This is a genomic window from Sphingomonas sp. (assembly GCA_019635535.1).
GTDB lineage: Bacteria > Pseudomonadota > Alphaproteobacteria > Sphingomonadales > Sphingomonadaceae > Allosphingosinicella.
Map to the genome: position 1 here is coordinate 1943759 of JAHBZH010000001.1, position 25877 is coordinate 1969635.

Below are 25877 nucleotides of genomic sequence, written 5' to 3' on the forward strand. Positions count from 1 at the left end.
CTTCGACAGGCTCAGGGCGAACGGTGCGGGGTTGCAAGCGTGGCGCTTCATTCCGCGGCCTCCGCGAAGTCCTGCCCATGCAGGATCTCGGCCGAGCAGCGCTGCAGTGTCGGCGAGGAGCGGGCGATCGGGTTGGTCAGGTAGAAATCCTTGACCGGATAGGCGACCTGCGTCCCCTTCTCGATCTTCGGCGCGTCGAGCTTCGGCGGCGCCCAGTCGAACGTCACCAGCCCCGGCGTCGCGAAGGCGGGATGATCGGCGAAGAGGCGCCGGCGCAATTCGCCGAAGCTGTCGAACGGCAGGGTCTTGCCCAGCGCCTCGGACAAGGCGCGCAGGATCGACCAATCCTCGCGGGCGTCGCCGGGGGGATCGACCGCCTTCTCGCTGTACTGGACGCGGCCTTCCAGGTTCACGTGGATGCCGTGCTTCTCGCTATAGGCGGCGCCGGGCAGGATCACGTCCGCCGCATGGGCGCCGCGATCGCCATGATGGCCGAGATAGACCTTGAAGCTCTTCTTCAACGGAGTGAGGTCCGCCTCGTCCGCGCCGAGCAGGAAGAGCAGCTTCGGCGCCTTCTCCGCGAGCGCGGCCATGCCGCCGTCCATCGCATAGCCGAGCATCAGCCCGCCGGTGCGCGCGGCGGCGATGTGGAGGACGTTGAAGCCGTTCCAGCCGTCGCGGACCAGGTTGAGCGTCTTGGCCAGCGCGAGGCCCGCCGCCTGCATCGCCGGCGTCTTGAGCGCCGCGCCGCCGATGATGACCGCCGGGCGCTGCGCGTCCTCGAACGCATCCGCCGCCGCCTTGGGCAGCTTGTGGAGCAGCGACAGATCGTTGCCGAGCCATTCGACGGGATAAGTGAGATCGACCTCCGGGCCGATGGCGAAGACCCTGGCCCCTCCCCTCACCGCCTTGCGGATGCGGGTGTTGACGAGGCTGGCTTCCCAGCGCGGATTGGTGCCGACCAGCAGGATGGCGTCCGCCGTCTCGATGCCGGCGATGGTCGTGTTGAAATTGACCGCGGCAAGGTTCGACGCGTCATAGGCGAGACCCGTCTGGCGGCCTTCGACCAGATCGGAACCGAGCGCGTTCACCAGCAGCTTCGCGGCATACATGGTCTCGACATCGACCAGGTCGCCGGCGACGGCGGCGACGCTCCCCTTGGCCCTGGCCGCGACTTCGGCGATCTTCGCGAAGGCTTCTTCCCACGTCGCCTGACGCAGCTTGCCGCCCTCGCGCAGCCAGGGCCGGTCGAGACGGTTGCGGGTGAGGCCGTCGACGACATGGCGGGTCTTGTCGCTCGCCCACTCCTCGTTCACGTCCTCGTTGAGGCGCGGGAGGGCGCGCATCACCTCGCGGCCGCGCGCGTCGAGCCGGATATTGGTGCCGACCGCGTCGGTGACGTCGATCGCCGGCACCTTGCGCAGCTCCCAGGGGCGCGCCTCGAACGTATAGGGCTTGGAAGTCAGCGCGCCGACCGGGCAGAGATCGACGACATTGCCGCTGAGCTCGCTCGACAGCGCGTGCTCCAGATAGGAGGTGATCTCCATATCCTCGCCGCGGCCGATCGCGCCGATATCCTCGACGCCCGCCACCTGCTCCATGAAGCGCACGCAGCGGGTGCAATGGATGCAGCGGGTCATGATCGTCTTGACCACGGGGCCCATATATTTCTCGGTGACCGCCCGCTTGTTCTCCTCGAAGCGGCTGTGGCCCCGGCCATAGGCGATCGACTGGTCCTGCAGGTCGCACTCGCCGCCCTGATCGCAGATCGGGCAATCGAGCGGGTGGTTGATGAGCAGGAACTCCATCACCCCTTCGCGCGCCTTCTTCACCATCGGCGTCATGGTGGAGATTTCCTGCCCCTCGGCGGCGGGCAGCGCGCACGACGCCTGCGGCTTGGGCGGCCCGGGCTTCACCTCGACGAGGCACATGCGGCAATTGCCGGCGATGGCGAGGCGCTCATGATAGCAGAAGCGCGGGATTTCCTTGCCGGCAAGCTCGCACGCCTGGAGCACGGTCGCCCCCTGCGGAACCTCGATCTCGACGCCGTCGACCTTCACCTTGGGCATGGATCAGTTCCCCGCAGCGGCGGGCGCCGCATTGTGCTGGACGAGCCGATAGGCGGCGAGCGCGAGCATCGAACGGATCGCCGGCCGGTTGAACTCGCCGGTGGAACCCGCCGGAAGACATCCCGCGATGTGCGGCGTGATCGCACGGACGGCGGCGGCCTCCTCGGCGCTGGCCGGCGCGGTCGCGAAGATCGCGGCGGTTTCCGCCGGTGCCGCGCGGACCGTGCACAGGCTCATCAGTTCCTCATCGTTGCGCGCTTCGATCGACGGGCGCGAAGGATCGAGCGCGACGCGGCCCGCAAGATCGCTTCCGTCCAGATCGGACACCAGCAGCGCCTCGGCCATGCGGCCGGCGAACAGGCGCTGGTTGAAGCTGGCCCGTATCCCGCGGTTGCGCTCCTGCTCGCCCAACTGCTCCTGACAACGCGGTTCCGGATCGTAGAGCCGGCGCAGCGCCCGCTGATAGTCCCCGTCGCGAAAGTCCATGGCGAGCACGTCGCGCGTGCGCTGAGTGCGCTCCCGCGCGATGCAGCGGGCATAATTGTGGACGGAGCGAATGTCTTGCGCGGAAGAGCTTGGCGGCGGGCGCGTCTCGCCGCCTTGTGCGGCCAGGGCCGGAGCGGCAAAGCCGGCCACCGCGACCAGAGACGCGAGGAAAGCAAACCTTGTTCCGCCACTTTCCGCAGACTTCGAACCCGACACTTGCGGACTGCCGATCCTGGCGCGGGCGATGCTCATGCCGAACATGAAACTACCTCCCCACGCTTGCGGCCAGCGAAAGGCGATAGAGGCCTTCCGACACAAGGCCACGAAGAATCGAATGATTGAATGTCGCGACCACGCCTTCCGTCAAACAAGCTTCGAACATCGGATGCAGTGCGGCAAATGCCGCGTTTTCCCCGGCGGAGCCTATGTCGCTCAGCACCAGATTGCGCGCCCCGACTTCATTGGCCCGCACCACGCAATCGGCGAACATCTGCCATGCCACCCAGCTCCGCCGGCGCTCGCTCGCCGAGGCCAGATCCGTTTCGCCATAGTCGATCGCGGGCGCATCGCGTATGTCCACCGGCGCACGGGATCTGAAATCGACCCGATAGAGGGCGCCATATAAGGCACCCCGAAAGATGGCGGGCTGGAACCGGAGAGTGCCGCCATGCAGGCAGTCGGCGCTGGCGAGACGGGCGCCTTCCTGGCCGAAACCCGGCGAAGCGGCGTCGATCCGCAGAAAACGTTCCACGCCGCGGCGATTGCGCCGCACGGTGCAAAGCCCGAAATCAGACATCACGCGGCGCGCTTCCAGGGTATCGGTGCGGCCTTCCGCCGGCCGCGCAGGAACGCCCGGATTCGGAATCAGGCTGCCCGGAACAGATTCCTGTGCCCCATGCAGCAGGGCAAGAGCCGCAAACAGCGAGATCATTCCGCCGCCTCCAGCGTCTGCGCGTCGCGCGCCGCGATCCGGCGTTCCAGCTCGGGGCGGAAATGGCGGATCAGGCCCTGGATCGGCCAGGCGGCGGCGTCGCCCAAGGCGCAGATCGTGTGGCCCTCGACCTGTTTGGTCACGTCCCACAATTCGTCGATCTCGTGGATCGCGGCATCGCCGGTGACGAGGCGCTCCATCACGCGCCACATCCAGCCCGTGCCCTCGCGGCAAGGGGTGCACTGGCCGCAGGATTCGTGCTTGTAGAAATAGGAGATGCGGCTGATCGCCCGCACCACGTCGGTGGACTTGTCCATGACGATGATCGCGGCGGTGCCGAGGCCGGACTGGAGATCGCGCAGGCCGTCGAAGTCCATCGGCGCGTCCATGATCTGCGCGGCCGGGACGAGCGGGACCGAGGAGCCGCCGGGGATGACGGCGAGCAGGTTGTCCCAGCCGCCCCGGATACCGCCGGCATGGCGGTCGATCAGCTCGCGGAACGGGATGCTCATCGCCTCCTCGACCACGCACGGCTTGTTCACATGGCCGGAAATCTGGAAGAGCTTGGTGCCGGCATTGTTCTCGCGCCCGAAGCTTTTGAACCAGTCGGCGCCGCGCCGCAGGATGGTCGGGACGACCGCGATGCTCTCGACATTGTTGACCGTGGTCGGACAGCCATAGAGGCCCGCGCCGGCCGGGAAAGGCGGCTTCAGGCGTGGCTGGCCCTTCTTGCCCTCCAGGCTTTCCAGCATCGCCGTCTCTTCGCCGCAGATATAGGCGCCGGCGCCGCGATGGACGAACAGGTCGAAATCATAACCGGACTTGGCGGCGTTCCTGCCGAGCAGGCCGGCGGCATAGGCCTCGTCCACCGCCGCCTGGAGGACGCGCGCCTCCTGGATGAACTCGCCGCGGATGTAGATATAGCCGGCCCGCGCGCGCATCGCGAAGCCGGCGATCAGCGCGCCTTCGATCAGCTTGTGCGGATCGTGGCGGATGATCTCGCGGTCCTTGCACGAGCCCGGCTCGGATTCGTCGGCGTTGACGACGAGGAAATTGGGGCGACCCGGAGTCGGCTCCTTGGGCATGAAGCTCCACTTCATGCCGGTCGGGAAGCCGGCGCCGCCGCGACCGCGCAGGCCCGAGGCCTTGATCTCCTCGATGATGGCGTCCTGGCCGCGCGCCATCAGCGCCTTGGTCTTGTCCCAATCGCCGCGCTTTTCGGCCGCCTTCAGCCCCCAGGGCTGGAAGCCGTAGACGTTGGTGAAGATGCGATCCTTGTCAGCGAGCACCGCCGCCTCCGATTTTGTCGCGGACCATGCCGTAGAGCGCCAGCGCGCCGACCACGACGAGGCCGATCACGATCAGCTTGAGCGCCACCTTGAGCAGCGCCAGCACGATCAGCACCGCGATAAGCGCCACGATGATGCCGAGCAGGCCCTTCATTGCGCGTTCTCCTGAGGCGCCGGCGCGGCCGGCTGGGCGGGGCGCTGCGCGCCCTGCGTGCAGAATTCGGCGAAGGAGGCGTCCATGTCCGCTTGGCTCATGTTCGCCTCGACGAACACGTCCTGATTGTCGACGACGATGTAGCGGCGCGCCGGCTCCTCACCGCGCGTATAATGGCCGCAGATGATCGTCACGCCTTCGCTGCGCGAACGGATCGGATCGGCGAAGGTCAGCGCCTCGGGATTGCCCAGCGCCTCGCGCGCCAGTCGCTCGGCCAGGGTCACCTCGCCCTCGATCGCGTTCGAGGCGATGTTCATCGGGACGGCATTCTCCACCGGCGCCTCGGCCTCGCCGCAGGCGGCGAGGAGAGACAGGCAAAGAACTCCCAAACCCGTTCGGGCTGAGCCTGTCGAAGCCCCGCCCTTCCCCTTCTTCCAAAAAGAAAGGCAACCCTTCGACAGGCTCAGGGCGAACGGGTGGTGGGGATGGAAACGCATCACCACTCCCCCCGATAATCGTGATTGGCCTTGGCCATTTCCGGCAGGGTCGTCGGCTCGCCTTCCGGGGCGCTGGTCTGGCGATCGATCTGCGGGCCGGGCCTGGGCGTGCCGCCATTGGCCAGCGTCTCGAGGATCGCGGTCATGCTCTCGAAGGTCAGGTCTTCGTAATTCTCGTCGTTGATCTGGACCATCGGCGCGTTGGCGCAAACGCCGAGGCATTCGACCTCGGTCAGCGTGAACAGGCCATCTTCGGTCGTGTGGCCCTTCTTCAAGCCCTTGGCGTAGCAGGCGGCGAGCACGTCGTCGGAGCCACGCAGCATGCAGGGCGTGGTGCCGCAGACCTGGACATGGTGGCGACCGACCGGCGCGAGATTGAACATCGTGTAGAAGGTCGCGACCTCATAGGCGCGGATCTTCGGCATATCGAGGAAGGCGGCGACATATTCGATCACCGGGATCGGCAGCCAGCCCTGCGTCTTCGTCTCCTCGCCCACCTGCCGCTGGGCAAGATCGAGCAGCGGAATGATCGCGCTCTGCTGACGGCCCGACGGATAGCGATCGATCACGACGCGCGCGTGCTTCTCGTTCTCCTTCGTGAAGGCGAAGGACGACCAGCGCTCGCGGATTTCCGGCGTGTCGGGAAGGCGTTTAGCGGCCATTAGCGATCGCACTCCCCGAAAACGATGTCCATCGCGCCCAGGATGGCGGTCACGTCGGCGAGCATGTGGCCGCGCGACATGAAATCCATCGCCTGGAGGTGGCTGAAGGCGGTGGGGCGGATCTTGACGCGGTAGGGCTTGTTGGTGCCGTCGGCGACCAGATAGACGCCGAACTCGCCCTTAGGGCTCTCGGTCGCCACATAGACCTCGCCGGCGGGGACGTGGAAGCCCTCGGTGTAGAGCTTGAAGTGATGGATGAGCGCTTCCATCGACTGCTTCATCTCGCCGCGCTTGGGCGGCACGACTTTGCGGTCGAGGCTCGCGATCGGGCCGTCCGGCATTTCATTCAGGCACTGGCGCATGATCCGCGCGGACTGGCGCACCTCCTCGACCCGGACCATGAAGCGATCATAGCAATCGCCCTTGGTGCCCACCGGCACGTCGAAGTCCATCCGGTCATAGACCTCGTAGGGCTGCGACTTGCGGATGTCCCAGGGGATGCCGGCGGCGCGGATCATCGGGCCGGAAAAGCCCCAGGCGAGCGCATCCGCCTTGGAGACGGTGGCGATGTCGACGTTGCGCTGCTTGAAGATGCGGTTGTCGGCGACCAGGCTGATCGCGTCCTCGAACAAACGCGGCAGGCGGGTGTCGAGCCAGTCGCCGATGTCGGCGAGCAGCTTCAGCGGCGCGTCCTGGTGGACGCCGCCGGGGCGGAACCAGGCGGAGTGCATCCGCGCGCCCGACACGCGCTCGAAGAAATTGAGGCAATCCTCGCGGATCTCGAACATCCACAGGTTCGGCGTCATCGCACCCACGTCCATGACGTGCGAGCCGAGATTGAGCATGTGGTTCGAGATGCGGGTCAGCTCGGCGAAGAAGACGCGCAGATACTGGGCGCGCAAGGGCACCTCGAGATCGAGCAGCTTCTCGATCGCCAGCACATAGCTGTGCTCCATCGACAACGGCGAGCAATAATCGAGCCGGTCGAAATAGGGCAGAGCCTGGATGTAGGTCTTGTATTCGCACAGCTTCTCGGTGCCGCGGTGGAGCAGGCCGATATGCGGATCGACGCGCTCGATGATCTCGCCGTCCAGCTCCAGCACGAGGCGCAGCACGCCGTGCGCGGCCGGGTGCTGCGGGCCGAAATTGATCGTGTAATTGCTGATCGCGGTCTCGCCCTCTTCCGGGGCGGCGTCCGTCAGGGTGTGAAGATCGGTCATGCGTCACCCTTCGGCTTGCGGGGGGCGCGCGGCTTCTTCGCGGCGGCGGCCTTGCGTTTGCGGCTCGGCTTCGCCGCTTCGCTGTTGGCCGGCTCCCCTGCCCCGGTCTGGCTCGCCTTCCCGGTCGTCTTGGGCGTGGGCGGTGGCGCCTTGGCCGGGCTTTTCTCCGCGTCCGCCTTCTTGATCTCGTCGGCCTTGAGCGGCGTCGGCGCGCCCTTGGCTTCAGGCAGCTTCCCCTTCTCGTCGCCCGGGAGAATATACTCGGCGCCTTCCCACGGGCTCAGGAAATCGAAGCTGCGGAAATCCTGGGCGAGCGTGACCGGCTCGTAGACGACCCGCTTCGCCTCTTCCGAGTAACGCAGCTCGACATAGCCGGTGAGCGGGAAATCCTTGCGCTGCGGATGGCCGCGAAAGCCGTAATCGGTGAGGATGCGCCGGAGGTCCGGATGGCCAGCGAAGAACACGCCGTACATGTCGAAAATCTCGCGCTCCAGCCAGCCGGCGGCGGGGTAGACGCCGGTCACGGTCGGCACCGGCTGTTCCTCGTCGGTCGAGACGCGGACGCGCAGGCGGTGGTTCTTTGTCACCGACAGCAAATGATAGACGATTTCGAACCGCTCGGCGCGCTCGGGATAGTCGACCCCGGCGATCTCCATGAGCTGCTGATAGTCGAACCGGTCGCGCAGGATGGTCAGCGCATCGGCGGCGCTCTCGCGCGCCACATCGATCGAGATTTCGCCCACCTCGTCCCTGGCGGACAGGAAGGCCGGGCCGAGCGCGGCCTTCACCGCGTCGATTAGCCCATCACGGGCCGGAACGAGGGGAGCGGGGCTGGCCATCATCAGCGCTCGATCGTGCCTTCGCGGCGGATCTTCCGCTGGAGCTGCATGATGCCGTAGAGCAGGGCCTCGGCGGTCGGCGGGCAACCGGGGACGTAGATGTCCACCGGCACGATCCGGTCGCAGCCACGCACGACGCTGTAGCTGTAATGATAATAGCCGCCGCCATTGGCGCACGACCCCATCGAGATGACGTAGCGCGGTTCGCTCATCTGGTCGTAGACGCGGCGTAGCGCCGGGGCCATCTTGTTGCAGAGCGTGCCGGCGACGATCATCACGTCCGACTGGCGCGGAGATGCGCGGGGCGCGGCGCCAAATCTTTCAAGATCATAGCGTGGCATGTTCACATGGATCATCTCGACCGCGCAGCAGGCCAGGCCGAACGTCATCCACCAGAGCGAGCCGGTGCGCGCCCACTGGAACAGATCCTCGGTCGTGGTGACGAGGAAGCCCTTGTCGGCGACCTCCGACTGAATCTGGTTGAAGATATAGGGATCGGGCGGCGTGCCGTCGGCGGGAGCCGGCTGCATCGGTTGCCCGCGCGCGTCGAGGATCATTCCCATTCCAGCGCCCCCTTCTTCCAGGCATAGGCGAAGCCCAAAGCCAGCTCGGCGAGGAAGATCATCATCGCGATCCAGGCGCCCCAGCCGATGTCGAACACCGTCACCGCCCAGGGGAAGAGAAACGCCGCCTCCAGATCGAAGATGATGAACAGGATCGCGAGCAGGTAGAAGCGCACGTCGAACTGGGCGCGGCTGTCCTCGAACGCCGGGAAGCCGCATTCATATTCGGCGAGCTTGTCCGGATAGGGCTTGGCTGCCCCGGTCAGCTTCGCGACAATCATCGGCAGCACGACGAAGGCGAGCGACAGCAGCAGCGCGATCCCCAGGAACAGGAGGATTGGCAGATACTGGATCAGGTCGACGGAAATCGTCTCGGGCAAGGGGTGTCTCGCAGCCGCAAAATTGCTGGGGACCCCTTAAAAGGGGGCGGCGGGAGTCGCAAGGGCGGGACGGGTGAGAATGACTCGCAAGAAGCCTGTTTTCACGCGCATTTCAGGTCAGCGCAGCGCGCCGGCGACGAGCTTGTGGAGGCGCGAGTGGATCTGGTCGTTGCCGGCCAGGATCTGGCCCCTGGCGACGCCCGCCTCGCCGCCCCGGAAATCGGTGACGAAGCCGCCCGCCTCGCGGACCAGCAGCAGGCCCGCGGCGATGTCCCAGAATTGCAGGTCTTCCTCCCAGAAGCCGTCGTAACGGCCGGCGGCGACCCAGGCGAGATCGAGCGCGGCCGAGCCGAAACGGCGGATGCCGGCGACCTCGGGCGCGACGGCGTCGAGGATTTTCTGGAAGCGGCCTACGTCGCCATGGCCCATGAACGGCACGCCGGTGGCGATCAGCGCCTCGCTGAGGTCGCGGCGCGAGGAGACGCGCAGCCGCCGGTCCTGCAGCCAGGCACCCCGCCCCTTCTCCGCCCAATAGCTTTCGTCGGTGATCGGCTGATAGATCAGGCCATGGCTGATCTCGCCCCAGCCCTGCCCGCCGGGCTTCGGCTCCTGCACCGCGATCGACATGGCGAAATGCGGAATGCCGTGGAGGAAATTGGTGGTGCCGTCGATCGGATCGACGACCCAGCGCGGCTTGGCCGGATTGCCCTCGATCGCGCCGCCTTCCTCCAGCAGCAGGCCCCAATCGGGCCGGGCTCGGCGGAGTTCCTCGACCAGCACCTGCTCGGTCCGCTCGTCGGCGAGGCTGACGAAATCGGCCGGGCCCTTCCGGCTCACCTGAAGCTGCTCGACCTCGCCGAAATCGCGGCGCAGGCGCCCGCCCGCCTTGCGCACGGCGCGTTCCATGACGGTGATGAGGCCGGAATGGGATACCAAGGCACTAGCTCCAGCCCCTCCCTTTCAAGGGAGGGGATAGGGGTGGGTCGCGGGATGACCGGCTCGATGCCGGGCAGGCCGCTCGAAACTCGGAGGCCGTGGGCTCGCTACGCTCGCCACCCACCCCCTTCCCCTCCCTTGAAAGGGAGGGGCTAGACGCTGTCAGTCGGCTCTACGAACGTAGGTCTGCTCGTACACATCGACGACGATGCGGGTGCCGCTCGCGATATGCGGGGGCACCATCACGCGCACGCCGTTGTCGAGCACAGCGGGCTTGTAGCTGGAGGAGGCCGTCTGGCCCTTCACCACCGCGTCGGCCTCGACGATCGTCGCTTCGATCGTGTCGGGCAGCTGCACGCTGATCGGCTCCTCGTCATAGAGCTCCATGATCACGTCCATGCCGTCCTGCAGGAAGGCGGCGGCATCGCCGAGCAGGTCGCGCGGCAGCGTCGTCTGCTCATAATTGTCCTTGTCCATGAAGGTCAGCGTCTCGCCGTCCGCGAACAGGAACTGGAAGTCCTTGGTGTCGAGACGGACGCGCTCCACCGTCTCGGCCGAGCGGAAGCGGACATTGTTCTTGCGGCCGTCGCGCAGATTCTTCAGCTCCACCTGCATATAGGCGCCGCCCTTGCCGGGCTGGGTGTGCTGGATCTTCACGGCGCGCCAGATGCCGCCTTCATATTCGATGATGTTGCCGGGACGGATGTCCACGCCGCTGATCTTCATGCTCTGCTCGCTGGATGAGAAGGATTGGCGGGCGCTTTAGCGGGCGGAGCGCTGTCCGGCAAGAATGTCGCGAAACGCCGCGACACCGGCCGCCGGCCCTTGCGGGTGCGACCAGACCGCACCCGAGACGGCGAGAAAGTCCGCGCCCGCCTCCACCAGAGCGTGGCCATTTTCGGCCGTGATCCCGCCGATCGCCACGCAGGGAATCTCGAACAGGGTCGTCCACCAGGACAGGATCGATGGATCGGGCCGGTGACGCGTTTCCTTGGTCGTGCTGGGGAAGAAGGCGCCGAAGGCGACATAATCGGCCCCCGCCTCTCCCGCCTCCATCGCGAGGTGACGGCTGTCATGAGCGGTGACGCCGATCTGGGCGTTGTGGCCGAGCAAAGCGCGGGCGTCGCGGGGGTCGCCGTCCCCCTGCCCGAGATGCACGCCGTCCGCGCCGATCCGTTTGGCCAGCGCCATGTCGTCATTGACGATGAAGGCGACCTCGCGCGCGGCGCACAGGCGCCGGAGCGGTTCGGCGAGGCGGGCGGCCTCGTGCTGATCGACGCCCTTCACCCGGAACTGGAAAGCCGCGACCGGGCCGCCGTCCAGCGCCGCCGCGAGCCGATCCGGGAAATCGCCGCCCATATCGAGCGGCGAGACCAGATAGAGCTGGCAGGCCGGGCGGCGCGGATCGCGCTCGAATCGCGCGGCGAAGCCGGGATCGAGGCTGAGATCGTCGTCTTCCGCCGGTTCCGTCATCGCTCAGGCCTTGTTGACCGAAGCCTCGTAGATCTCGTCGATCGCCTCCCCAAGCGCGGCGTCGAATTCGTCGTCGCTCATCTGGTGGCGAAGATCCTCGAGCAAGGCGCGGCTGAAGCTGGCGATCACGCCGCGATTCTTCGCCAGCTCGACGCAGGCCTCGGGGCGCGCATAGCCGCCCGACAAGGCGACGACGCGCAGCACACGGGGATGATCGACGAGGCTGTCGAACAGGCCCGGTTTCACCGGCAGGCTGAGCTTCAGCATCACCTTCTCGTCGCCGGGCAGTGCATCCAGCGCCTTGGTCAGCTCGTCGAGCAGGATCGCGTCCGCCTCGGCGCGATCCGGGCTCTTGATGTTGACCTCCGGTTCGATGATCGGAACCAGTCCGGCGGCAAGCACCTGTTTGCCCACCTCGAACTGCTGGGCGACCAATGCGGCGATGCCCGCGCGATTGGCGAGGTTGATGACCGAGCGTTCCTTCGTGCCGAACACGCCGAGCCCCTTGGCGCGGGTGAGGAGCGCGTTCAATTCCGGCATCGGCTTCATGAGCTGGACGCCGTTCGCTTCGTCCTCCAGCCCCTTGTCGATCTTGATGAAGGGGATGACGCCCTTGGCGATCAGCGCCTGCGGCGTCGGCTTGCCGCCGACCTCGCCGTCCATCGTCCGCTCGAACAGGATCGCGCCCAGCACCTTGTCGCCGGTGAAGGCGGGCGAGGTGATGATCCGGCTGCGCATCTTGTGGATGAGGCCGAACATCTCCTCGTCATTCGCATAGGCGTCGGCTTCGATCCCGTAGCCCTTCAGCGCCTTGGGCGTGGAGCCGCCGCTCTGGTCGAGCGCGGCGATGAAGCCTTCGCCGGTTTCGATCTGGGCGAACATCTTCGGGTCGGTCATTGCATCATCCTCAACGGTCGGGGTCAGCGCATCAGCGCGGCGACGCCGGGCAGCTCCTTGCCTTCCATCCATTCCAGGAAGGCCCCGCCGGCAGTGGAAACGAAGGTGAAATCGTCCGCGACGCCGGCCTGATTCAGCGCCGCCACGGTGTCGCCGCCACCGGCGACGGAGACGAGACCGCCTTCCTGCGTCAGCGCCGCCGCGGTGCGGGCGAGCGCGACGGTCGCGGCGTCGAAGGGCGGCGTTTCGAACGCGCCCAGCGGCCCGTTCCAAACGAGCGTGCGGCAGGTCTTGAGCGCGTCGGCCAGCGCCTCGACGGCGGCGGGGCCGATGTCGAGGATCATCTCGTCTTCGGCGACCTCGTGGACGTTGCAGGTGCGCAAGGAGGGCGGATTGGCGGCAAATTCCTTCGCCACCACCACGTCATAGGGCAGATGGACGATGCAGTTCGCCTTGTCGGCGGCATCGAGGATCGCCTCGGCCGTGCCGGTCAGGTCGCGCTCGGCGAGGCTCCTGCCGATCGCGACGCCGCGCGCGGCGAGGAAGGTATTGGCCATGCCGCCGCCGATGATCAGGTGATCGACCTTGCCGACCAGGTTCCTGAGCACGTCGAGCTTGGTCGAGACCTTCGCGCCGCCGACCACGGCCGCGACGGGGCGCTCGGGCTGGCCGAGCGCGACCTCCAGCGCCTTCAGCTCCTTCTCCATCGCGCGGCCGGCATAAGACGGGAGGAGATGGGCGATACCCTCTGTGGAGGCATGAGCACGGTGTGCGGCGGAGAAAGCGTCGTTGACGTAGAAGTCGCCATTGGCGGCGATCGCGGCGGCGAGTTCGGGATCGTTCGCCTCCTCGCCCGCATGGAAGCGGGTGTTCTCGAGGATCGCGACGTCGCCTGGGCGCAGCACCTTCAGCGCGTGGGCGACCCCTTCCCCCTGACATTCCGGCACGAACTGGACCGAGCGGCCCAGCACATGGCTGTAGCCACGCGTCACCAGCGACAGCGACATGTCAGGGCGTTTCTGCCCCTTAGGCCGGCCGAAATGGGCGAGCAGCAGCACGATCGCGCCGCGATCGGCGAGCTCGGTGACGGTCGGCAGCGTCGCGCGCAGCCGGGTGTCGTCGCTGACCGAGCCCTCGTGCATCGGCACATTGAGATCGACGCGCACCAGAGCGCGCTTGCCGCTCACGTCGCCGAGATCGTCCAGAGTGCGAAACGACGCCATGACGTCAGATCAGCGCCGCGATCGCCTTGGCCGTATCGACCATGCGGTTCGAGAAACCCCATTCATTGTCGTACCAGGAGACGACGCGGACCAGCCGGCCCTCCAGCACCGCCGTTTCCAGGCTGTCGACGGTCGAGCTGGCCGGATTGTGGTTGAAGTCGATCGAGACGAGCGGCTCCTCGGTATAAGCGAGGATGCCCTTCAGCGCGCCTTCGGCCGCCGCCTTCAAGATCGCGTTCACCTCCTCGGCATTGGTGTCGCGGCTCGGCGTGAAGGTGAGATCGACCAGGCTGACATTCGGCGTCGGCACGCGCACCGAGGAGCCGTCCAGCTTGCCCTTCAGCTCCGGCAGAACCTCGCCCACAGCGCGCGCGGCGCCGGTGGTGGTCGGGATCATCGACATGGCGGCGGCGCGGGCGCGGCGCTTGTCGCTATGGATCTGGTCCAGGATCTTCTGATCGTTGGTGTAGGCGTGGATCGTGGTCATGAAGCCGCGCTCGATGCCGAGCGCGTCGTGCAGCACTTTCGCGACGGGCGCGAGGCAGTTGGTGGTGCAGGACGCATTGGAGACGATCGTGTGGCCCGCCTCCAGCTTGTCGTGATTGACGCCGTAAACGACCGTCAGATCGACATTCTTGCCCGGCGCGGAGATGAGGACGCGCTTCGCGCCGGCATCGAGATGCTTCTGCGCGCTCGCCCGGTCGGTGAAAAAGCCGGTGCATTCCAGCGCGATATCGACGCCGTTGGCGGCGTGCGGCAGGTTGGCGGGGTCCTTCTCGGCCGTCACCTTGATGCGCTTGCCGTCGATGACGAGATCGTTGCCGTCGGCCTTCACCTCGCCCGGATAGGGACCGTGGACCGAGTCGCGCTTGAAGAGGAGCGCGTTGGATTCGGCATCGGCGAGATCGTTGATCGCCACCAGCTCCAGGCCGCTATCCTTGTTCTCGAGGATGGCGCGGGCGACGAGGCGGCCGATGCGCCCGAACCCGTTGATCGCAACTTTGGTTGCCATATAATCGATCTCCTTAGGATTTAAGCGCCGCGATCACCCGCGGCACGATCGCTTCGGCGGTAAAGCCGAAGCGCTTGAAAAGCTCATCCGCCGGCGCGGAGGCGCCGAAGCGGTCGAGGCCGATAGTGAGCCCGTCGCGGCCGGTATATCGCTCCCAGCCGAAGGTCGCGCCCGCCTCGATCGAGACGATCAGGGCGTCGTCCGGCAGGATGTCAGCGCGATAGGCCGCCGGCTGCGCGTCGAACGCCTCCCAGCAGGGCATGGAGACGACGTCGGCGCCGATCCCCTGCCCTTCGAGCGCGTCGGCGGTGGCGAGAGCGACTTCGACCTCCGAGCCGGTAGCCAGCAGCACGACCTTGCGCGCGCCCGATGCGGCGCGGAGCCGATAGGCGCCTCTGGCGGACAGATTTTCCGATGCTTCCGTGCGGACTTGCGGCAGGTTCTGCCGAGTCAGCGCGAGCAAGGACGGCTTGCCTTTCGCCCGCAACGCCAATTCCCAACATTCCGCCGTCTCGACTACGTCGCAGGGGCGATAGACGTCGAGATTGGGCATGGCGCGCAGCGAAGCGAGCTGCTCGACCGGTTGATGGGTCGGGCCGTCCTCGCCCAGCCCGATCGAATCGTGCGTCATCACATAGATGGCGCGGACCTGCTGGAGCGCGGACAGGCGTATCGCGGGACGGCAATAATCGGAGAAGATCAGGAAGGTGCCGCCATAGGGAATGATCCCGCCATGCAGCGCCATGCCGTTCATCGCCGCCGCCATGCCGAATTCACGGATGCCGTAATAGATATAGCGCCCGGAATAATCGTCTTTCGTCAGCGGCTTCTGGTTCTTCGTTTTGGTGTTGTTCGAACCGGTGAGGTCGGCCGAGCCGCCCACCGTTTCCGGCACCATCGCATTGATCGCCTCCAGCGCCATCTCCGACGCCTTGCGGGTCGCGACCTTCTTCGGATCGGCGATCAGGCCGGCGATATAGTCCTTGAGAGAAAAGCCTTCGGGCAGGTCGCCGGCCATGCGGCGGGTCAGCTCCGCGCCCCTCTCGCTCGCGGCGAGGCGGTCGCGCCACGCGGCGTGGTCCCCGGCGGCGCGCCGGCCGGCCTCGCGCCAGGCATCGGCGATGTCCGCCGGAATCTCGAAGGGTGCGGCCGCCCAGCCCAGCTCCGCGCGGGCGGCGGCCACTTCGTCCGGGCCGAGCGCGGCGCCGTGCGTGGCCGACGTGCCCTGCTTGTTGGGCGCTCCCTTGCCGATGATGGTGCGGCAGGCGATCAGCGACGGGCGTGGATCGGCCAAAGCGGCATCATAGGCGCGGCGGATAGCGGCCGGATCGTGGCCGTCGCAGCGCACGACATGCCAGCCATAAGCGACATAGCGTGTCTCGATATCCTCGCTGGTCGAAAGGTCCGTGCCGCCGTCGATGGTGATGCGGTTGTCGTCCCAGATCACATTGAGCCGGCCGAGGCCGAGATGGCCGGCCAGGCCCGCCGCCTCGTGGTTGACGCCTTCCATCAGGCAGCCGTCGCCGGCAATGGCCCAGGTGCGGTGATCGACCAGATCGTCCCCGAACGCTGCGTTGAGGTGCCGTTCGGCGATCGCCATGCCGACCGCCATCGCCACGCCCTGCCCCAGCGGTCCGGTGGTCGCCTCGACGCCATCGAGCAGGAAATTCTCCGGATGGCCGGCGCAAGGGCTGCCAGACTGACGGAAATTGCGGATCTCGTCCATCGTCGGATGCGCGTAGCCGGTGAGATTGAGCAGGCTGTAGATCAGCATCGAGCCATGGCCGGCCGAGAGCACGAAGCGGTCGCGGTCCGCCCAGTGCGGATCGGCGGGATCGTGCTTCAGATATTCGGTCCACAGGATCGTCGCGGCGTCGGCCATGCCCATCGGCATGCCGGGATGGCCGGAATTGGCCGCCTGGACCGCATCCATGGACAGGGCGCGGATGGCGTTGGCGAGCGATCTTATGTCGGCGGACATGCGGTCCCTTCGAAGGCGGAATCGTGGAGCGCGCGGCACGGCGCGCTGGCCTCCCTTTATCGGCGGGGGCAGTTCCGTCAACCATGGCGGCTTGCCGCGCGCCACGGCTGTGTTATCGTCATGACATGGCCGACCAGCGCGCCCTTGACGCCGTCAGCCGCATCGAGCGGGCCCTCGCGCGCATCGAGGCGGTGGCTTCGCGTCCGTCTCCGTCTTCCGATCCGCAGGACAGCGAGGATTATCGCCGGCTCAGCGCGGCGCATGACGCGTTGCGCGCCCGAGTCGCGGGCGCGATCGGTGAGATCGACCGGTTGGTCGCCGCCGGGGAGAGAGGCTGATGGCCAGCATCGACGTCGAGGTGGCGGGCCGCCGTTACAATGTCGCCTGTCGCGATGGCGAGGAAGCGCATCTGCGCGGCCTCGCCGCCACCGTGGACCGGCGCGCCCGCGATGCCGAGACCGCGCTGGGCGGACTGACCGAATCGCGCCAGCTCCTGTTCGCCGCCCTGCTGATCGCCGACGATCTCAAGGAGGTCCGCGCCGGCAACGGCATCGCCGATCCGGAGCCCTTGCCGCCCGATCCCGCCGTCGCCGAAGCGCTGGAGCGGCTCGCGGGGCGGATGGAAAGACTCGCCGATGCTCTTGAGAGCGGCGGTCCGAACGCCTAGATTGGCGATGACGGGTACTGCCCGGTGCGCGCTTTCGAGAACATCCCTGAGGCGATAAGACATCCTCGGGAGCTGTCCCTGCCCAGGCCCTGGCCTGACGCACATGGTTCCCACCTGACGTTCTAGGCGTCAGAGGATATTCCAGCAAACGGCCATGGCGGTCCCGTCACCCTTCCCGCCCGACAAGAGTGCACAGCGCGCCGAGGCATTGCGCCGGCGCCGCGATTTCGCGCGTGGGCTGACGCGGGAGGTGAGATCACAGCTTGAGAACGATCTGGCGCGGCAGGTGCTGCCCCGGATCGGCAGCGCGCGGGTGATCGCCGCCTATCGGCCGCTGGCGAGCGAGATCGGCCCCGACGCGATCCTCGCCGGACTCGATCCGGGCGTGCGGATCGCCTTTCCCTGGTTCGCCGATCGGGTGTCACCCATGCAATGGCGCGAGGGGCCGGCGGAGACGCCCGGCCCCTGGGGCATGTTGCAGCCTCATACAGATGCGGAGGCGCTGGCGCCCGATGTCCTGCTCGTCCCGCTCGTCCTCGCCGACCGGCGCGGCACACGGATCGGCCATGGGCAGGGCCATTACGATCGCACGCTGGCCGCCTTGCGCGCCGCCGGGCCGGTCATGACGATCGGGCTTGCCTGGCCGGGCCAGATCGTCGATTCGGCCCTTCCCGCCGATCTTTGGGACATTCCCCTGGATGCGATCGCGACGCCGGAGGAGTGGATTGCATGCGCGTAGAGCCGACCTGGCGCCAGCCCTTCGGCATATTGCTGATCCTGCTGTTGATCGCCGGCTGGGCGGTGATCGTGGCCAGCGTCGCGCCGTATCTCGACTGGGCGCCGGGCTGGATCCATGCCCTCTATTACCTGGTCGCCGGGATCGTCTGGATCCTGCCGCTGAAGCCTCTGCTGCGCTGGATGGAAACGGGAAAGTGGCGAGGCCCGTGATAGCCCAGACGCCACGGTTCCCTGGCAAAGGCAGGGTGCCGACACGGATCGGGGTCTGGGCCTCTCAGATCGAGCGCGACCGCGCCAAGATACCGACACCGAAATTGAGCCAAGGCGGTCCTAGCCGGAATGGGTGTCCCTCGCTCGCAATTATGTCGAAACGCTGGCCAAGCAAAGCTCGCAGCCAGCGATAGTCGAACCCTTTGTGCTCCCCTCGACGAACGCGCGAAGTCCGTCCGATCGTGGCGTTCATGACTTCGCCGAGCGTATATGAGCGCACTTCTCCATCTTTTTCGGAAAATGAACCCACGAGCTGTTTCGCAAGATATTTCCCAAGGAAAACGGGGCCGAATTCAACCGGCACCGTTATGAGCACATGGCCGCGTGTAATATCCGCAAGGAAATCGATATAGTCGGGCACGATGGCTGGCGGGATATGTTCGAACGTCTCCATCGCAATAGACAGAGAAAACGGACCGCTCACCTTATCCAGGATATCATCGGGATGACGGCAATTGTGAAACTCGAATTGCGGCCAGAGCTTGCGCGCATCATCGAGGCCGCCTTCCCAATTCGCGTCGGCACCGACATAACGCTCCGGCTTTCTCGGTAGATAATTGATCGCCTTGCCATCGAAGCAACCCAGTTCGAATACCGTCGAACAATCAAGGGATCGGGATGCCTTTTCGAGCCAATGAAATCGCGCCTCGTGTAAACGCTTTCGTACGCCCCCGCCGAACAGACGTTCATTGTAGCCAGGCATTCGGTGCTCCTATGGCGGACGGCGAAAATTATTGCTGCCAAATGCAAGAAACAATGGCTTTACCCATTGTCGGGCGCGCTATGACGCCTTGGCAAACGCCATGGGTCATGGCGGAGGGGGAAGTGGCGCGAGTGACGGGGCTCGAACCCGCGACCTCCGGCGTGACAGGCCGGCGCTCTAACCAACTGAGCTACACCCGCGTAAGGCAGGCGGGCGAACTAGAAGAGGGCATCGGGGCTGTCAAGCGACCCGGGCGGGAGAATTTGACGCAAGATCAACCCGGCGGCGGCTGGGCGCGATGGTCCTCATGATGTTCTTGGATGAGCGTTCCCTCCTCGAACAGGAAACCGGCGATGTCGGGCTTGCCGGCCGCGTCGAGGACGGTGCGGAAGATGATCAGCAGCGGTACGGCGAGCAGCGCCCCGGTCGTCCCCCAGACCCAGGCCCAGAAGCTCAGCGACAGGAGGATCATCAGGGGATTGATGGTGAGCCGCCGGCCGACCACCATCGGCGTCACGAGGTTCGCCTCGATCATGTGGATGGCGACGAAGGACAGCGCTGGCAGCATCGCGTACCAGGGATCCTCGAACGCCATCAGCCCGCCCAGCGCGAGCAGCAATGTCGAGGCGATCGGGCCGAGATAGGGGATGTAGTTCAGCACCGCGACGATGCCGCCCCACATCAACGGCGTCGGCATTTCGAGGAAGTAGAGGATCAAGGCGACGATCAGGCCCATGCCGATATTCACGACGGTGATCGTGCCGAGATAGGTGGAGGTCGCGTCCACCACCTGCTGGATCACCCGGGCGGTCGTCATCGCCCCGTCGAAGCTGGCGCGGGTGGTGATCGTGCGCTTGCGCATCCGGGTCCAGCCCGAGAGAAAGAAGAAGATGACGAGCACCGCGAAGAACATCTGGATCGCCGCGAACGGCGCCGAGGTGGCGACGATTTGCAGGAGCGAATTGGGCGTTTCCACGCGCACGGCCTGCGGCGTCGCGGCCGGCACCGGCGAGCGGCCGAATTCGCGCACGACATTGTCGATGAACCGCTCGAGGTTCGCATAAACATCGACCAGCGGCGCCAGCGTGTTGCGGAGCTGCCCGATCCGGTCGGGCAGCATCTGGAACCATTCGGCCGCCGGCAGCACGATCGCCGCGACGGCGACATTGGCCATGGTCAGGAACAGGACGACGCACAGGAAGGCGGCGAGCGCCGAAGGCACGCGCCGGCGCTCCATCCATTCGAGCAGCGGCACCAGCGCGATCGCGATCACCAGAGCGGCGGTGACGGGCAGGAAGAATTCCGCGCCCGCGCGCAGCGCGAACGGCATCGCCATGATCAGTGCGATGCCGAGCATGAGCGCCAGCGAGGCGAGCAGCCGGTCGCGGCGGAAGGCCGCGGCCTCGATATCGGCTTCGAAATGCGATTCGGGAGGCGTGGCCGGGCGCCGCGGCGCGGGCGGTTTGGGCGGTTCAGCGGGATGCTCTTCCATATGACCGACAATGCCCCAGGGCGCGGCGGGTGAGAAGAGTGCGAATGGTGCCCCTGGCCCGAGTCGAACGGGCACTCCTTGCGGAACTCGATTTTGAGTCGAGCGCGTCTACCAATTCCGCCACAGGGGCACGCGGATCCGCCCTAGTGCAGGTGCGGGCCCGTCGCAACCACGGCGCGATGGCTCAGCCGAAGACGTTGGCCGCGTCGGCACGTCCCTTGGGGTCCGGGCCATAGCGGTTCGCGCCCGGCGTGCCGTCCAGAAAGAAGAAGACAAGCAGCACCAGCGCGTACACGAACAGGCCCATCACCAGCAGGGTCATCACGCCCCCGGCCGCGATCGCCGATTCGAGCGAAGTGACCGCTATCGCGAGCAGCGAGAAGCTGAGAGTGTTCAACCCCAGGCTCGCCAGGAAATAGCCGCCAACCCACCATCCCGACCGATTGATATCGTGCAGGCGGCGGACCGAGACGGCCAGGCTGGGCACGAGCAGGACCAGCCAGATCAGCCCGAAAAGCATGATGAACAACATGAAGCCCAGACCCGCGCCGATCGCGCCGGCGATATCGTTGGTCTGGCTCGCGCTCCAGATCGCCGCCCCGGTCACCGCGAACATGACCACGGACAGCGCCGTGTACAGGATGAACTGGAACAGCACCCACATCCAGAATTCCATCCGCCGTGAACGGCCGGAAAAATCGGCGTAGCGGCGCAGTGGCATCATCATCCAGTCCATCTCGCCCCCCCTCGGTCGCGGCCGTTCCTCCATGCTGCCGGCGCCGCGACCGCGCGACGCGGGCAGGAATTCAGGCCGATCCGAAAATCGATCCCCGCAGCGCGATACGAATATCAATCGCCGCCACTCCCCCGAACGACAGGCAGGCAGCGTCCGTCATTTCCGTGTCGCGATCAAGCCCGCATGGCATTCACAGAAATGCGGGCCCTGCTTCGTCGAATGGCAGTTGCAAGCGATGTCGCAGCGCGCACGTTCGGCCGCTCTCCCTTTTCCTTCCGGTTATGGTAAGGATCGGGGCGAAAATCCGGGCAGCCCGCCGTGTTCCGCGGTCGTGGCTCTCACAGAACGACCAGATCGAGGACCGACCGGGGGGTAGGGACGATGGGAATTGGCGACCGTTTTGCCAGGTGGGCGCAGCGTTTCGCGTCCGTTGCGCCCTCCGCCGAGGTGCGAATCGACCTTGTCGGCGAATCGCCGCGGCGGGCCGTCAACCGGCACCGGGCGCTCTACGCCCAGGCCGGCGAGTTCCTCTTCGAGCATGATCTGGATATCACGCCGCTCAATTTCGGGCTGGCGCTGGATTATCTGGCCGGCGATCCGGTCGTCGAGCGCGCCGTCGGCGAATCGCTGCGCATCCATGGCTGCCTGACCAACGGCATCGTCGAGGAGATCGCCGCGGAGCGCGAGGCCGACAAGATGACGCCCGAAGCTCTCGCCGAGATGCTCGATAAGGTCGAAACGCATCTCGATCAGGTGATCCAGCTCACCGATCATTCGCGGGAATCCGCGCACGACTACGGGACCGAACTCAAGCGGCAGGCCGACGACCTCGATTCAGGCACGCCGTCCGCGCCGGCGATCGAGAAGCTGGTCCAGCTGACGCGCACGATGGTGGAGACCATGCGCAAGGCGGAAACGCAAATGCGCGCGCACCAGAAGGATGCCCGCGCGCTGCAGCAGAATCTGGAAGCGGCGCGCAAGGCGGCCGAGCAGGACTACCTGACCGGACTGCCCAACCGCCGCGCGTTCGAATCCGTGCTGCGCAGCCGCGCGCAGGCGGCGCGGGACAACGGCACGCCACTCGCCATCGCCTTTTGCGACCTCGATCATTTCAAGGCGATCAACGACACGTACGGCCACGACACGGGCGATCGCGTGCTGCAGTTCGTCGCCCGCCTGCTGGCGGAGATTTCCCGCAATGCCTGTCATGTCGCGCGTCATGGCGGCGAGGAATTCGCGATGCTGTTCGAGGCAAGCACGGCCGAAGCAGCGGAGATCGTCGACGCCGCGCGCGAGGATCTCGCCGAACGCAACCTGGTCAATCGCGAGGACGGCGCGCGGCTCGCCCCGGTCAGCTTTTCGGCGGGCATCGCCGACGTGCTGGCCTATGCGGACGGACGCGCCGCGCTGAAGGCGGCGGACGAAGCGCTCTATCTCGCCAAGCAACAGGGCCGGAACCGGGTCTATATCGCCGCACGGCCGCTCGCTGACGGGGCATGAAACAGCGCGTCGGTCTCGCGCTCGGCATCTGGCTGCTCGCCTGCGGGGCGGCGCCACCGCTCAGTTTCGTCGCCATGGCGCCGCGGTTCGAAGCGGCAACGGCGGAATATCGCCGCATCTGGCAGGATGACGGTCGGCTGATCGTCGCCGCCATGGAAGCCGCGACCGGAGGGTCCTTTCCCCTGTCGGAGATCGAGGTGCTGGTGCGCGACGGCGCGCCGATGATCAGCTTCGACGGGCGAACTATCCGGCTGCGCGCCAGCACCCATCGCGCCTATATGAAAGCGACCCTCGTGCACGAGATCGGGCACCGGCTGGCGATGACCCTGCCCCGTTCGCCGGAGCTGGACGATCACCGGCTGCTCTATCTCTTCCTCTACGATGTCTGGACGGACCTGTACGGTCGGGACTTCGCCGACCGGATGGTCGCGATCGAACGCCGCATCCGCGCGCCCTACGATTATGATGCGGCATGGAGCTGGGCGCTCTCGATGACCCGCGAGGAACGCCGGGCGCGGCTGCGCGCGCTCAGCCCGCGCCTGCGCTACGCGATCGAGGAGATCGCGCCCTAAAAGGCCTCCACCGGCAGCGCCATCAGGCTGTCGGCGCCGGCCTCGATCTTGCGGCGCAGCGCGTTGCTTTCCGGCATGATCTTCTCGGCGTAGAAGCGCGCGGTCGCCAGCTTGGCCTCGTGGAAGGCGGGGTCCTCCGTGCCGTTCGCCAATGCCGCGGCGCTCGCCCTGGCCATGCGCAGCCACATGAGGCCGAGGCAGACCACGCCCATCAGCGACATATAGGGATAGGCCGCCGCGCCCGCCTGATTGGGATTGGTCATCGCATTCTGCATCAGCCAGAGCGAGGCGGTCTGCAAATCGCCATTGGCGCGCTCGACGGCGCCGGCGATGATGGCGAGTTTCTCGTCGCCTTTCGCAGCGTTCGCCTCCTCCCCGACCAGCTTGAAGAAGGCCTGGATCGCCCGGCCGCCATTGGCCGGCAGCTTGCGGCCGATCAGGTCGAGCGCCTGAATGCCGTTCGTACCCTCGTAGATCTGGGCGATGCGCGCGTCGCGGACGAACTGCTCCATGCCCCATTCGCGGATATAGCCGTGGCCGCCGTGGATCTGCTGCATGGCGACCGCTGCCTCGAAGCCCTTGTCGGTCAGATAACCCTTGATGACCGGGGTGAGCAGGCTGAGCAGATCGTCGGCCGCCTCGCGCTCCTCCCCGGTCTGCGCCTTGCGGGCGATGTCGACCTGCAGTGCCCCCCACAGGATGAAGGCGCGCGCCGCCTCGTTGAATGTTTTGGTCTCCATCAGCATCCGGCGCACGTCCGGATGGACGATGATCGGGTCCGCCTTCGCCTCGGGATCGCGCGCATCGGGGTCGAGCGCCCGACCCTGCCGCCGGTCCTTCGCGTAGGCGAGGCCGTTCTGGTACGCGATCTCGCCCTGCGCGAGACCCTGGAGCCCGACGCCGAGACGGGCGGCGTTCATCATGATGAACATCGCGGCCAGCCCCTTTTCCGGCTCGCCGATCAGATAGCCGGTCGCGCCGTCATAATTGAGCAGGCAGGTCGAATTGCCGTGAATGCCCATTTTCTCCTCGATCGAGCCGCAGGAAACGCCGTTGCGTTCGCCGAGACTGCCATCGTCATTCACCAGGAACTTCGGGACGATGAACAGGGAGATGCCCTTCACATTGTCCGGCGCGCCGGCGATCTTCGCGAGGACGAGGTGGATGATGTTTTCCGACAGGTCGTGTTCGCCGGCCGAGATGAAGATCTTGGTGCCGGTGATCCGGTAGCTGCCGTCCGCCTGCGGATCGGCCTTGGTCTTGAGCAGGCCGAGATCGGTGCCGCAATGCGGCTCGGTGAGGTTCATCGTGCCGGTCCAGCGGCCGGACACCATGTTGGGCAGATAGGTGTCCTTCTGCTCGTCCGAGCCCTTGACGATGATCGAGGCGATCGCGCCCTGGGTCAGGCCGTTATACATCTCGAACGCCTGGTTGGCGGAGAGCAGATATTCGGTGACGGCGGTGGCGAGGACGGAAGGCAGCCCCTGCCCGCCATATTGCTCCGGTGCCGAGAGCGTGGTCCAGCCGCCCTCGACGAACTGCGCATAGGCTTCCTTGAAGCCCTTGGGCGTCGTCACGCTGCCGTCGGCGTGGCGGGTGCAGCCTTCCTCGTCGCCGCTGCGGTTGAGCGGGTGAAGCACTTCCGAGGCAAAGCGGCCGCCTTCGGAGAGGATCGCCTCGATCATGTCGGGCGTCGCATTCTCGAACCCCGGCAGGTTGGAATAACGCTCGATGCCGAGCACCTGCTCGAGCACGTAGCGCGTGTCGCGGACGGGCGCGGTATAGCTGGGCATTGTCCTCTCCCTGGGAAGCTTATTCGGTGGGCACGGTCTCCGCCGCTGCCACCATGGCGATGAATCGTTCGAGCTCGTCGATCGTGGCGTCGATGTCGATCTTCTGCTTCTTCAGCACATCGACCCGGTGCCGGCATTTCTCCAGCGTCACCCGGCGCTGCTCATGACGGCCGTCGCCGACATCGTAGAGATCGATCATCTCGCGAATGTCGGCGAGGCTGAAGCCGACTCTCTTGCCGCGCAGGATCCAGGCGAGCCGGGCGCGATCGCGCCACGAATAGATGCGCGCCAGGCCGCTGCGCTCGGGCGAGATCAGGCCCTCGTCCTCGTAGAAGCGCAGCGCGCGGGCGGTGACGCCGAACTCCTCGCAGAGCTGGGTGATGGTGTAGCTGCGCTCGTCGCGGCCGGATGCGTGATAATCGGAATGGAGCGCGGTTTCGGGCATGGGGCAAAGCTATTTTACGTTAACGTTAGCGTCAAGCGCCCCCGCGTCACACATCGTCGTCGCCCACCGGGCCGCCCTCGCCTTCCAGCCGGGCGATCGCGCGCACATCCTTGCGGGCAAATTTGAGATGGACGCCGCGTCCGCCGCCGTTTTCCGGAATGAAAACCGCGCCGCCGCCTTCAAGAACCGCGCGCAGCCGGGCGATAGCCGCATCGTCCAGCGGCGCCGTTCCGGCTTCGAACCCGGCCAGCGCCTCCTCCTCGAGCCGCGCCTTGCGCGCCACGAAGTCCCGTGGCCATTGCACCAGCGCCCGCGCGGCGCGGGCGAGCGGTCCGTCGATCGTCACAAA

At 66.4% G+C, this 25877-nt stretch carries 30 protein-coding genes and 2 tRNA genes; 6 read left to right on the forward strand and 26 right to left on the reverse strand.

What is annotated here, in order from left to right:
* Window positions 1–47: 47 nt before the first annotated feature.
* From nuoG to tkt, 18 genes are all read right to left on the reverse strand, one after another.
* Complete coding sequence (nuoG, locus tag KF780_09945) at window positions 48–2069, reverse strand: NADH-quinone oxidoreductase subunit NuoG (GenBank protein ID MBX3562119.1); 2022 nt, start codon at window positions 2067–2069, stop codon at window positions 48–50.
* A gap of 3 nt (window positions 2070–2072) precedes the next feature.
* Window positions 2073–2816, reverse strand: coding sequence for a hypothetical protein (locus KF780_09950; protein MBX3562120.1), 744 nt, complete (start codon window positions 2814–2816; stop codon window positions 2073–2075).
* Between the two features lie 4 nt (window positions 2817–2820).
* Window positions 2821–3486 (reverse strand): hypothetical protein, encoded by a 666-nt coding sequence (locus KF780_09955; protein ID MBX3562121.1) that lies wholly within the window; start codon window positions 3484–3486, stop codon window positions 2821–2823.
* Complete coding sequence (gene nuoF, locus KF780_09960) at window positions 3483–4775, reverse strand: NADH-quinone oxidoreductase subunit NuoF (GenBank protein ID MBX3562122.1); 1293 nt, start codon at window positions 4773–4775, stop codon at window positions 3483–3485. The genes KF780_09955 and nuoF overlap by 4 nt, the downstream gene beginning before the upstream one ends.
* Window positions 4765–4929, reverse strand: coding sequence for a hypothetical protein (locus KF780_09965; GenBank protein ID MBX3562123.1), 165 nt, complete (start codon window positions 4927–4929; stop codon window positions 4765–4767). The genes nuoF and KF780_09965 overlap by 11 nt, the downstream gene beginning before the upstream one ends.
* Window positions 4926–5318 carry a hypothetical protein gene (locus tag KF780_09970; GenBank protein MBX3562124.1) on the reverse strand — a complete coding sequence of 131 codons (393 nt, stop codon included), beginning with the start codon at window positions 5316–5318 and terminating at the stop codon, window positions 4926–4928. The genes KF780_09965 and KF780_09970 overlap by 4 nt, the downstream gene beginning before the upstream one ends.
* A 107-nt stretch (window positions 5319–5425) precedes the next feature.
* A complete protein-coding gene (gene nuoE, locus KF780_09975) occupies window positions 5426–6088 on the reverse strand; it encodes an NADH-quinone oxidoreductase subunit NuoE (GenBank protein MBX3562125.1) in 663 nt (220 codons plus the stop codon).
* Window positions 6088–7308 (reverse strand): NADH-quinone oxidoreductase subunit D, encoded by a 1221-nt coding sequence (locus KF780_09980; protein MBX3562126.1) that lies wholly within the window; start codon window positions 7306–7308, stop codon window positions 6088–6090. Before KF780_09980 ends, nuoE begins: the two co-directional genes overlap by 1 nt.
* Entirely contained in the window at window positions 7305–8147 is an 843-nt protein-coding gene (locus KF780_09985) for an NADH-quinone oxidoreductase subunit C (GenBank protein MBX3562127.1), read from the reverse strand. The genes KF780_09980 and KF780_09985 overlap by 4 nt, the downstream gene beginning before the upstream one ends.
* 2 nt (window positions 8148–8149) lie before the next feature.
* Window positions 8150–8710 carry an NADH-quinone oxidoreductase subunit B gene (locus KF780_09990; GenBank protein MBX3562128.1) on the reverse strand — a complete coding sequence of 187 codons (561 nt, stop codon included), beginning with the start codon at window positions 8708–8710 and terminating at the stop codon, window positions 8150–8152.
* A complete protein-coding gene (gene ndhC, locus KF780_09995) occupies window positions 8701–9078 on the reverse strand; it encodes an NADH-quinone oxidoreductase subunit A (GenBank protein MBX3562129.1) in 378 nt (125 codons plus the stop codon). Before ndhC ends, KF780_09990 begins: the two co-directional genes overlap by 10 nt.
* Window positions 9079–9207: 129 nt before the next feature.
* A complete protein-coding gene (locus KF780_10000) occupies window positions 9208–10026 on the reverse strand; it encodes an inositol monophosphatase (GenBank protein MBX3562130.1) in 819 nt (272 codons plus the stop codon).
* A 162-nt stretch (window positions 10027–10188) separates the two neighbouring features.
* On the reverse strand, window positions 10189–10752 hold the full coding sequence (gene efp / locus KF780_10005) for an elongation factor P (protein MBX3562131.1): 564 nt from the start codon (window positions 10750–10752) through the stop codon (window positions 10189–10191).
* A 36-nt stretch (window positions 10753–10788) separates the two neighbouring features.
* Window positions 10789–11499, reverse strand: coding sequence for a thiamine phosphate synthase (thiE, locus tag KF780_10010; protein MBX3562132.1), 711 nt, complete (start codon window positions 11497–11499; stop codon window positions 10789–10791).
* Between the two features lie 3 nt (window positions 11500–11502).
* Window positions 11503–12396: a fructose bisphosphate aldolase gene (locus KF780_10015; protein MBX3562133.1), complete on the reverse strand. Its 894-nt coding sequence runs from the start codon at window positions 12394–12396 to the stop codon at window positions 11503–11505.
* 23 nt (window positions 12397–12419) lie between these two features.
* Window positions 12420–13619 carry a phosphoglycerate kinase gene (locus KF780_10020; GenBank protein ID MBX3562134.1) on the reverse strand — a complete coding sequence of 400 codons (1200 nt, stop codon included), beginning with the start codon at window positions 13617–13619 and terminating at the stop codon, window positions 12420–12422.
* Window positions 13620–13623: 4 nt separating this feature from the next.
* On the reverse strand, window positions 13624–14631 hold the full coding sequence (gap, locus tag KF780_10025) for a type I glyceraldehyde-3-phosphate dehydrogenase (GenBank protein ID MBX3562135.1): 1008 nt from the start codon (window positions 14629–14631) through the stop codon (window positions 13624–13626).
* A 13-nt stretch (window positions 14632–14644) separates the two neighbouring features.
* A complete protein-coding gene (gene tkt, locus KF780_10030; GenBank protein ID MBX3562136.1) occupies window positions 14645–16612 on the reverse strand; it encodes a transketolase in 1968 nt (655 codons plus the stop codon).
* A gap of 125 nt (window positions 16613–16737) precedes the next feature.
* Here tkt and KF780_10035 point away from each other — a divergent pair, with 125 nt between their 5' ends.
* The 4 genes from KF780_10035 to KF780_10050 all read left to right on the forward strand — a co-directional run bounded on the left by KF780_10035 (window position 16738) and on the right by KF780_10050 (window position 18227).
* Entirely contained in the window at window positions 16738–16950 is a 213-nt protein-coding gene (locus KF780_10035; GenBank protein MBX3562137.1) for a hypothetical protein, read from the forward strand.
* On the forward strand, window positions 16950–17279 hold the full coding sequence (locus KF780_10040) for a cell division protein ZapA (GenBank protein ID MBX3562138.1): 330 nt from the start codon (window positions 16950–16952) through the stop codon (window positions 17277–17279). The genes KF780_10035 and KF780_10040 overlap by 1 nt, the downstream gene beginning before the upstream one ends.
* A gap of 154 nt (window positions 17280–17433) precedes the next feature.
* Entirely contained in the window at window positions 17434–18018 is a 585-nt protein-coding gene (locus KF780_10045; GenBank protein MBX3562139.1) for a 5-formyltetrahydrofolate cyclo-ligase, read from the forward strand.
* Complete coding sequence (locus tag KF780_10050; GenBank protein MBX3562140.1) at window positions 18009–18227, forward strand: DUF2842 domain-containing protein; 219 nt, start codon at window positions 18009–18011, stop codon at window positions 18225–18227. Before KF780_10045 ends, KF780_10050 begins: the two co-directional genes overlap by 10 nt.
* A gap of 64 nt (window positions 18228–18291) precedes the next feature.
* Here KF780_10050 and KF780_10055 read toward each other — a convergent pair whose 3' ends face one another.
* From KF780_10055 to KF780_10075, 5 genes are all read right to left on the reverse strand, one after another.
* On the reverse strand, window positions 18292–18990 hold the full coding sequence (locus KF780_10055; GenBank protein MBX3562141.1) for a hypothetical protein: 699 nt from the start codon (window positions 18988–18990) through the stop codon (window positions 18292–18294).
* A 123-nt stretch (window positions 18991–19113) separates the two neighbouring features.
* Window positions 19114–19190, reverse strand: a tRNA-Asp gene (locus KF780_10060).
* Window positions 19191–19264: 74 nt separating this feature from the next.
* Entirely contained in the window at window positions 19265–20482 is a 1218-nt protein-coding gene (locus KF780_10065) for an AI-2E family transporter (GenBank protein MBX3562142.1), read from the reverse strand.
* Between the two features lie 45 nt (window positions 20483–20527).
* A tRNA-Leu gene (locus KF780_10070) sits at window positions 20528–20612 on the reverse strand.
* 54 nt (window positions 20613–20666) lie between these two features.
* The gene (locus KF780_10075; protein MBX3562143.1) at window positions 20667–21218 is read right to left on the reverse strand and encodes a DUF805 domain-containing protein; all 552 of its coding nucleotides are present in this window, start codon (window positions 21216–21218) and stop codon (window positions 20667–20669) included.
* Between the two features lie 381 nt (window positions 21219–21599).
* Between KF780_10075 and KF780_10080 the strand changes: the two genes are divergently transcribed.
* Both KF780_10080 and KF780_10085 read left to right on the forward strand, forming a co-directional pair.
* Window positions 21600–22718, forward strand: a complete 1119-nt coding sequence (locus KF780_10080; protein MBX3562144.1) for a GGDEF domain-containing protein — start codon at window positions 21600–21602, stop codon at window positions 22716–22718.
* On the forward strand, window positions 22715–23290 hold the full coding sequence (locus KF780_10085) for a hypothetical protein (GenBank protein MBX3562145.1): 576 nt from the start codon (window positions 22715–22717) through the stop codon (window positions 23288–23290). Before KF780_10080 ends, KF780_10085 begins: the two co-directional genes overlap by 4 nt.
* On the opposite strand, the gene KF780_10090 is transcribed toward KF780_10085, so the two are convergent.
* The 3 genes from KF780_10090 to KF780_10100 are packed head-to-tail and all read right to left on the reverse strand — an operon-like array spanning window position 23287 to window position 25874.
* Window positions 23287–25083: an acyl-CoA dehydrogenase C-terminal domain-containing protein gene (locus tag KF780_10090; GenBank protein MBX3562146.1), complete on the reverse strand. Its 1797-nt coding sequence runs from the start codon at window positions 25081–25083 to the stop codon at window positions 23287–23289. The two genes, KF780_10085 and KF780_10090, sit on opposite strands and share 4 nt — an antisense overlap.
* A 19-nt stretch (window positions 25084–25102) precedes the next feature.
* Window positions 25103–25528 (reverse strand): MerR family DNA-binding transcriptional regulator, encoded by a 426-nt coding sequence (locus KF780_10095; protein MBX3562147.1) that lies wholly within the window; start codon window positions 25526–25528, stop codon window positions 25103–25105.
* A gap of 46 nt (window positions 25529–25574) precedes the next feature.
* Window positions 25575–25874, reverse strand: coding sequence for a DNA-binding protein (locus KF780_10100; protein MBX3562148.1), 300 nt, complete (start codon window positions 25872–25874; stop codon window positions 25575–25577).
* Window positions 25875–25877: the final 3 nt, after the last annotated feature.